The organism is Streptomyces niveus, assembly GCF_001723055.1.
GTDB lineage: Bacteria > Actinomycetota > Actinomycetes > Streptomycetales > Streptomycetaceae > Streptomyces > Streptomyces niveus.
The window spans coordinates 1-7,427 of record NZ_MDCR01000302.1; the positions used below are offsets into that span (position 1 = coordinate 1).

General features: G+C 69.3%; 10 protein-coding genes. 6 read left to right on the plus strand and 4 right to left on the minus strand.

Annotated features, from left to right (window positions below; genetic code table 11):
* The 3 genes from BHU15_RS29330 (at position 1) to BHU15_RS29340 (ending at position 2,329) form a co-directional block, all read left to right on the plus strand.
* Positions 1–504 carry a DUF6879 family protein gene (locus BHU15_RS29330; RefSeq protein WP_069629927.1) on the plus strand — a complete coding sequence of 168 codons (504 nt, stop codon included), beginning with the start codon at positions 1–3 and terminating at the stop codon, positions 502–504.
* Positions 505–541: 37 nt separating this feature from the next.
* A complete protein-coding gene (locus tag BHU15_RS29335; protein WP_069629928.1) occupies positions 542–1,390 on the plus strand; it encodes a helix-turn-helix domain-containing protein in 849 nt (282 codons plus the stop codon).
* Positions 1,391–1,600: 210 nt separating this feature from the next.
* A complete protein-coding gene (locus BHU15_RS29340) occupies positions 1,601–2,329 on the plus strand; it encodes a methyltransferase domain-containing protein (protein WP_069629929.1) in 729 nt (242 codons plus the stop codon).
* A 61-nt stretch (positions 2,330–2,390) separates the two neighbouring features.
* Here the strand turns inward: BHU15_RS29340 and BHU15_RS29345 are convergent, their stop codons facing one another.
* Together BHU15_RS29345 and BHU15_RS29350 are read right to left on the minus strand one after the other, a co-directional pair.
* Positions 2,391–2,648 carry an SbtR family transcriptional regulator gene (locus BHU15_RS29345; RefSeq protein ID WP_174566068.1) on the minus strand — a complete coding sequence of 86 codons (258 nt, stop codon included), beginning with the start codon at positions 2,646–2,648 and terminating at the stop codon, positions 2,391–2,393.
* Between the two features lie 27 nt (positions 2,649–2,675).
* Positions 2,676–3,179 carry a GNAT family N-acetyltransferase gene (locus tag BHU15_RS29350; RefSeq protein ID WP_069629930.1) on the minus strand — a complete coding sequence of 168 codons (504 nt, stop codon included), beginning with the start codon at positions 3,177–3,179 and terminating at the stop codon, positions 2,676–2,678.
* 256 nt (positions 3,180–3,435) lie between these two features.
* Here BHU15_RS29350 and BHU15_RS29355 point away from each other — a divergent pair, with 256 nt between their 5' ends.
* Together BHU15_RS29355 and BHU15_RS29360 are read left to right on the plus strand one after the other, a co-directional pair.
* Positions 3,436–4,422 (plus strand): endonuclease/exonuclease/phosphatase family protein, encoded by a 987-nt coding sequence (locus tag BHU15_RS29355; protein WP_069629934.1) that lies wholly within the window; start codon positions 3,436–3,438, stop codon positions 4,420–4,422.
* Positions 4,423–4,510: 88 nt separating this feature from the next.
* Complete coding sequence (locus BHU15_RS29360; RefSeq protein ID WP_069629931.1) at positions 4,511–4,966, plus strand: hypothetical protein; 456 nt, start codon at positions 4,511–4,513, stop codon at positions 4,964–4,966.
* Here BHU15_RS29360 and nucS read toward each other — a convergent pair.
* Positions 4,963–5,634 (minus strand): endonuclease NucS, encoded by a 672-nt coding sequence (gene nucS / locus BHU15_RS29365; RefSeq protein WP_023538619.1) that lies wholly within the window; start codon positions 5,632–5,634, stop codon positions 4,963–4,965. The two genes, BHU15_RS29360 and nucS, sit on opposite strands and share 4 nt — an antisense overlap.
* A 213-nt stretch (positions 5,635–5,847) precedes the next feature.
* Between nucS and BHU15_RS29370 the strand changes: the two genes are divergently transcribed.
* Positions 5,848–6,240 carry an SCO5389 family protein gene (locus BHU15_RS29370; RefSeq protein ID WP_069629932.1) on the plus strand — a complete coding sequence of 131 codons (393 nt, stop codon included), beginning with the start codon at positions 5,848–5,850 and terminating at the stop codon, positions 6,238–6,240.
* 76 nt (positions 6,241–6,316) lie between these two features.
* Here BHU15_RS29370 and BHU15_RS29375 read toward each other — a convergent pair whose 3' ends face one another.
* The gene (locus tag BHU15_RS29375) at positions 6,317–7,345 is read right to left on the minus strand and encodes an LLM class flavin-dependent oxidoreductase (RefSeq protein WP_069629933.1); all 1,029 of its coding nucleotides are present in this window, start codon (positions 7,343–7,345) and stop codon (positions 6,317–6,319) included.
* Between the last annotated feature and the right edge of the window lie 82 nt (positions 7,346–7,427).

Genomic DNA, 7,427 nt, shown 5'->3' on the forward strand with positions numbered 1-7,427 from the left:
ATCTCCAGGTGCACGGCCGAGCACTCGGCCGTGCACCTGGAGATGCGCGACTCGTACGGTGTCGGCGATGAGGCCGAGGATTTTGAGAACTGGAAGCGAACAGGTCAGCGTGACATCGACCCCGCTTCGGAGTACTGGACGCCCTGGGTTGATCTGATCAGGAGCACCGTGGCCCGGGGCGTTGTGGTTCGTCGCGCCCGGGTCGTCTCCGAGCCGGTCACCGACTACATCCGGTACGAGCACGCCGGCACCGTGGTCAACGTCCAGGCTGGGGAACAGGTCCACTGGCTGCCGAGGCGCCAGGCGTCGGACATCGCGCTGCCAGGGAACGACTTCTGGGTGTTCGACGGTGAGACCGTGCTGTTCAATCACTTCTCCGGCGATGGCAACTGGTGCGAACCGGGCTGGGAGGTCCGCACCGAACCGGCCGTGGCGCGGTTGGCATCCGCCGCGTTCGAGGCCGTGTGGGAGCGGGGCGTTCCGCACGAGAAATACTCGGTCTGATCGACAAGACACCTCCCCACCACGTAAGAGCCAACCGATGTCCGCATCCCCCTCCTCCAGTGCCCAGGCCGCCCGCGAACTGCTCGCCGCCCGACTCGGCGAGCTACGCAGAGACGCTGAGCTGACAGGACACGAGCTGGCGGCTCGGTGTGGGTGGAGCCCCGCGAAGTCGTCACGTATCGAGCGGGCGAAGACGCCCGCCTCCGACGCGGATGTTCGAGCGTGGTGCGAAGCGTGCGGCGCGGAAGACCAAATCGCGGATCTTGTCGCCGCGAACCGCCGGGCCGATCACATGTATGTCCACTGGAAGAAGCTTCACCGGCACGGGATGCGCCGGGCGCAGGAGGAAGTCCTTCCCCTGTACGAATCGACCCGGCACTTCCGCGTGTACTGCTCGAATGTCATACCCGGCATGCTTCAGACCGAGGCGTACGCGACTGCTCTGCTGTCCACGATCGCCACCTTCCAAAACACCCCGGACGACTCGCGCGAGGCTGCGGCCTCACGTATCGAGCGGTCGCAGGTCCTCCATGAGGGCGGCCACCGGTTCGCCTTGCTCATGGAAGAGACCGTGCTGCGATACCGCATCGGGGACGCCGACACGATGGCCGGCCAACTGGGTTATCTGCTCGCGGTGATGGCGCTTCCGAACGTCAGCCTCGGCGTCATCCCGTTCTCCGCCGAGCGACGTGTCTGGCCCCTTGAGGCGTTCTACTTGTTCGATGACCACCGGGCGAGCGTCGAACTTCTGACGGCCGCCGTGAACGTCTCGGCCCCGAGCGAGATCACGACTTACGCCAAAGCCTTCTCTCAACTGGCGGACATGGCCGTCTACGGCTCGGGCGCCCGCACTCTCATCACTGAGGCGATCAACTCCCTGCGGTAATTCCGTGTGCAAGCTCATGCAAGAACGTGGACCACAACTTCCTTGCTCCGTAGCGTTCTTGGCACAGCCGAGTCAGCAGGAGCGAGGGAGACCGTGGACAACAAGGGCGGAGACCACTCCGGCAAGCCCGACACATCCGACAGCGACGGCCACCGCGACAAGCCGCCGGGGCAGACCAAGCCGTACGAGCCGCCGAAGAAGTGAGGCCGGATGACGACGCAACAGCGGCTCGTGGAGACGCTCAACAACAAAGGTGCGTTGCCGCTTGAGTGGCAGGACACCGTGGCTTCCGTGGATCGGGGACTCTTCATCCCCAGTGCCATCGACGGAGGCGACTTCGCCACCGGTCCCGAGCGCTGGCTGCGAGCGGTCTATTCGGACGCCCCCGTCGTCACTCAGGTGAATGACGGGAAGAGTACGCCGGAAGGCGCATTCCGACTGTTTACGTCGTCCTCTTCCAAGCCGTCGATCATGCTCGAAATGCTGGGCTTGCTCGATGTGCGGGAGGGACAACGAATTCTGGAGATTGGCACCGGGACCGGCTACAACGCCGCCTGGCTGTCGCACAGGCTGGGCGACGGAAATGTGACCAGCGTGGAGGTGGACGCGGCGATCGCCTCCAGGGCCGTGGAGAATCTGAAGCGAGCGGGGTTCCACCCGGTCACGGTTCTCGGCGACGGCCGCGCCGGGCACGGCGAGCGCGCGCCGTACGACCGCGTCATCTGCACGTACACCGTGCGGGATGTCCCACGAGCGTGGTTGGAGCAGTGTCCGGACGGGCGGATCGTCACTCCATGGGGCAGCAGCTTCTTCAGCGGCTCGTACGCGACGCTGGATGTGGTGGACGGGAAGGCCCGGGGAACGTTCTCCGGATACCCGGCCTTCATGTGGGACCGGACTCAGCAGGACCGCGTCGTCGGACACACACCGGCGCGCTGAGCGAAACCCACGGGGACGCGGCCCGCGACGGCGTCGACGGCGACCAACGCGCCCGCGCGTTTCAGGCGTCCGGTGGTGTGGCCCGGAGGCCGCCGAGGAGGGTGGACAGGTAGCGGCGGGCGGTGGTGATCCGGTCCGTGGAGGTGCCCGCGTGGATCTGGACCGCGTAGGCGAGGCCGCACATGAGCGGGACCAGGTCGGCCGGGGTCAGGTCGGGGCGGACTGCGCCGGCCGCGTGGGCCCGGTCGAGGAGGGTGGTGCCGGCCGACCACAGCGACGTCTTGAGTTCCGTGGTGCGCGGCGCATCCGGATAACTCATCCACTTAAGCCCGCCAGCGCCTTGGCGTCAGGCCAACGGGCGGGTGAGCCAGACGACTTCACCCCGGTCGTCCGTGGAGACGTGGTGCCGCGCGAACCCGAGCTTCTCCAGGACACGGAGCGACGGTGCGTTCCACGGGCGGACGGTCGACCAGATCCGCTCCCGCCCGGTCGCGGCAGCGGCGGCGAGCACCGCGCGGGCCGCCTCGGTGGCGTACCCATGCCCGTGCGCGTGCTGGAACAGCTCGTACGCGATCTCGGGCTCCTCCAGGGTGGAGCGGCCGGTGATCAGCCCGCAGTACCCGATGAAGTCGCCTTCGTCGCGCCGCTGGACGGGCAGCAGGGCGATCCCCGTGGTCGCCGTCGCGGCGAGCAGACTCGCGATGTCCGCCCGGGCCTCTTCGAGCGGGGGCGTCCCGTTGCCGCGTTCGGACAGGAGGGCACGGAAGTCGCCGGCGTCGGAGTCGGCCCACGGCCGCAGCACCAGCCGCTCGGTCTCAAGGTGGAACGACATCGTCTCGTACGTAGGCATGGACCCCACTCTGCCCCTTCCGGCCGGGAGCCCGGCGCCCGACCGGCGGACACGCCTGAGCGGACACATATCGTCGGCGTATGCAAAACCGCATACGCTCCGGCAACACCGCACCCTCTTGACTGGCAGCGTGACCCAGACTTCAGCAGCGTCGGCCTCTGATCGTCGTGAGAACCGGGACGCCCCCGGCGAAGCCGACGGTGTTCCGCCCCACGCGACGGGCTCCGGTGACCGGCGTGCGGGCGTCCGGCGGGCGATCCGCCGTGTCTCCCGGCCGGAGCCCTGGAAGCGCGGCCCGGTGCTCGTGGCGCTGGCGTCGCTGCTCGGTCTGCTCCTGCTGCTGCACGCGAGCATCCCGGGTCTGGCGTGGAACCTCGGCAGCCTGGTGGAGACCTTCCTGCCATGGCTCGGCCTCTTCGTGCCGGTGCTGCTCGCCGGGGCGCTGTGGCGCCGTTCCGCCTCCGCGACGGTCGCGCTGCTGCTGCCGGTCACGGTGTGGCTGAACCTCTTCGGCGGGCTGCTCGCCGACAAGTCCCGACCGGGCGGCGATCTCACCGTGGTCAGCCACAATGTCGGCGCCGACAACCCCGACCCGGCCGGCACCGCCCGCGACCTGGCCGCCTCCGGGGCGGACGTACTGGCTCTGGAGGAGCTGTCCCAACAGGCCAGGAGCACCTACGAGAAGGGGCTGGCCGAGACGTATCCGCACCACACGGTGCGCGGCACGGTCGGGCTGTGGAGCAAGCTGCCGCTGTCCGGCACCCGGCCGGTCGACGTCAAGATGGACGCGGGGCCGCTGGGGGAGGCCAAACCGGACGCGATCACCAGGGAGTACAGCCGGGGGCTGCGGACCACGGTGGCCACGGACCAGGGGCCGCTCGCGGTGTACGTGGCGCACCTCGGATCCGTACGCGTCAATCCCAGGGCGGGCCTCTCCTCGGGCCAGCGGGATGCCGGAGCGCAGTCGCTGGGCCAGGCCGTCGCCGCCGAGCGGACCGAGCGGGTGGTGCTGCTCGGCGACCTGAACGGCACCATGGACGACCGCGCCTTCGACGGCCTCACCTCCCAGCTGCGCTCGGCCCAGGAGGTGGCCGGGGACGGGTTCGGGTTCAGCTGGCCGAAGGCGTTCCCGGTGGCGCGGATCGACCAGATCCTCGTACGCGGTGTGGAGCCGCGGAGCGCGTGGCTGCTGCCGGCCACGGGCAGCGACCACTTGCCGGTGGCGGCCAGGATCAGCTGGTGAGCGCTACTCCGAACGTTGCCGTGTCAGTGGGATGCGATAGACACGTCGTGGACGACTTCGACGCCGACGGCCATGAAGGGGCGAACCTGTGGACGAGACCGTGGACCTCACCGCCGGGCTGCCCGGCCGTACCGGCGTGATCGGCGGCATCGAGTCGCTGGTCCTCGACGGCCGCCGGCTCTACTTCGGCTTCGACTTCACGTCCGACCAGGTGCTCTCCCCGCTGATCGACGACGCGGACGCCATGGCCCGGTACGCCGCACGGCACCTGCGTCAGCGCACGGGCGCCCACGACGAGTCGTACTGGGCCGAGTTGGTCCGGGCCTCGGCCGACGGCTCGGAGCTGGTGTGGCGCGACGAGCAGCGCACGTTCACCACCGGGGCGCTGGAGGCGGGGGAGGCCGGCGCCGCGCGCGGGCATCTGCTCTATCTGCGCGACGCGGCCACGGCGGGCGACGGATACCCGCCCGGCCGCGCCGTGGCCAACTGGGACCTGCTGTTCGCGCCGTACGCCCGGCAGCGGCCGGACGGCAACTCCCCCTAGAACAGCCGCAGTTTGTCGTCCTCGATGCCCCGCAGCGCGTCGTAGTCCAGCACCACGCAGCCGATGCCCCGGTCCGTCGCCAGCACGCGGGCCTGGGGCTTGATCTCCTGGGCCGCGAACAGGCCGCGGACCGGGGACAGATGGGGATCGCGGTTCAACAGGTCGAGATAGCGCGTCAGTTGCTCCACGCCGTCGATGTCGCCCCGCCGTTTGATCTCGATCGCCACCGTCGAACCGTCCGCGTCGCGGCACAGGATGTCCACCGGACCGATGGCGGTGGGGTACTCGCGGCGGATCAGGCTGTAGCCGTCGCCCAGTGTCTCGATGCGGTCGGCCAGAAGCTCCTGGAGGTGTGCTTCCACGCCATCCTTGATCAGGCCTGGATCGACTCCGAGCTCATGTGACGAGTCATGGAGGATTTCCTCCATCGTGATGATCAGTTTCTCGCCCGCTTTGTTCACGACCGTCCATACGCCGACATCGTCACCGGTGCCCTCTTTGAGCGCGCAGGGCGGAGACATCCAGTTGAGCGGTTTGTACGCCCTGTCGTCCGCGTGGATCGACACGCTCCCGTCAGCTTTGACCAGGATCAGACGGGGGGCGGAGGGCAGGTGGGCGGTGAGCCGGCCCGCGTAATCGACGGAGCAGCGGGCGATGACGAGACGCATGGTCCGCAACGCTACTCGACTGTCGACGTTCGCCGCGATTCGCCCCTCAAGCCCCGTTCGTTTGTGGCCGGTTGTGTTCCCATTCGCCTGGTGCGGTCCGGACAGCGCGCATAACGTGGATGCAGGAGGTCGCCGGTCGTGCACGCTGCGTCGTCGTCTCCCCCTTCCCTGCCCGTAAGGCCCCGGTTTGCCGGGGTCGCGAGAGGAGAACCCATGTCGCTCGACGTCTCACCGGCACTGTTGGAGCAGGCCGAGCGAGGCGAGGTCGACGAAGCGGAATTCGTCGACTGCGTCCGGACCTCCCTGCCTTTCGCGTGGGAGATGATCAGCTCCTTGGTGGCACAGCTGAAGGTGGACGGCGGAGAGTTCGCCGACAACCAGACGCCGCCGCCGGACGAGCAGGCACGCGGTCAACTGCTGCGCGCACTCGCCAGTGACGCGATCCGCGGTGCGCTTCAGCGCCACTTCGGAGTGCGTCTGGCATTCCAGAACTGTCACCGGGTCGCGGTGTTCCCGCTGGACCCCTCGGTCGACGAGAGGCTCGCCCGCTTCACTTCCGTCAGGGGGCAGTTGCTCAACCAGTCCCCGGAGCTCCGGGACTGCTGACGGCTTCGGTCTGTCGGCGGATTCCTGGGCCGACTCAGGGATCCGCCGGACGGCCCGCCCGCGCCGCCGCTCCGGCTCAGCGGAGCCGGGACAGCACCTCGGCCCCCATCCGCCGTACGTTCTCCTCCGTGGCCGCCAGGTCCCCGGAACCTTCGACGAGCAGCGCGAAGCGCGTGATTCCCGTTCGCTCCGCCGTGGCCGCCAGCCGGTCGGCGGCGAGCCGGGGAGGCCCCACCGGATGCAGTCCGCACAACAGCTCCGTGTACGCGACGGGATCGCGCATGGACCTGGGCCTGCCGTCCACCGTCACATGGGCGCCGAGCCCGAGGCGCAGCCAGCCCGGCATCGCCTTCACCAGCGTCTCGGTCGCCTCCGTACGGCTGTCGGCGATCTGCGCCACCCCCGCCGATACGTGCGCGGCGGCGTCGGCCGCCTCGGGCGGGTGGCCGGCGGCGATGGCGTGGGTCCGCCACAGGGCCACCATGTCGGCCTTCTCCTCGTCCCCGCAGTGCATTCCCAGCAGCATCGGCAGCGCGCGCTCGGCGGCCAGGCGCACGCTCTTCGCGGAGGTGCACGCCACGACCACCTCGGGCCCGCCGGCGCCGCCGATCAACTCGTCCGGCCTCGGTACGACGGGGACCTCACGGAACCGGTAGCGCTCGCCGTCCGCCGACACCCTCGGCTCGCGCAGCCAGCGCAGCAGCAGGTCGAGCGATTCGGGGAAGTCCCTCTCGTACGCCCGGAGTCCGGAACCGAAGACCTCCAGATCGACCCACGGCCCGCCCCGGCCCACGCCGAGCGAGAAGCGCCCGCCGGAGAGCAGATGCAGCAGCGCCGCCTGCTCGCCGAGCGCCACCGGATGGATGTTCGGCAACACGCTGACCGCCGTACCCACCCGAATGCTCCGCGTACGCCCCAGCAGCAGGCCGGCCAGCGTCACAGCCGACGGGCATGTGCCGTACGGCACGAAGTGATGCTCGGCCAGCCACACCGAGTCCAGCCCGGACTCCTCGGCGACCTCCGTCGTACGCACGGCTCTGTGCAGTGCTTCCCCCTGGCCCTGGCCCGGGAACTGGGCCGCCAGTACAAAAGCTCCAACTCGCATCGCCTTCTGCCTCCTTGCGGCTGACGCGGCTCCCCTCCACTGGCATTAACGTCTGACACGTGCCATGGGCACGGGCGCGGCG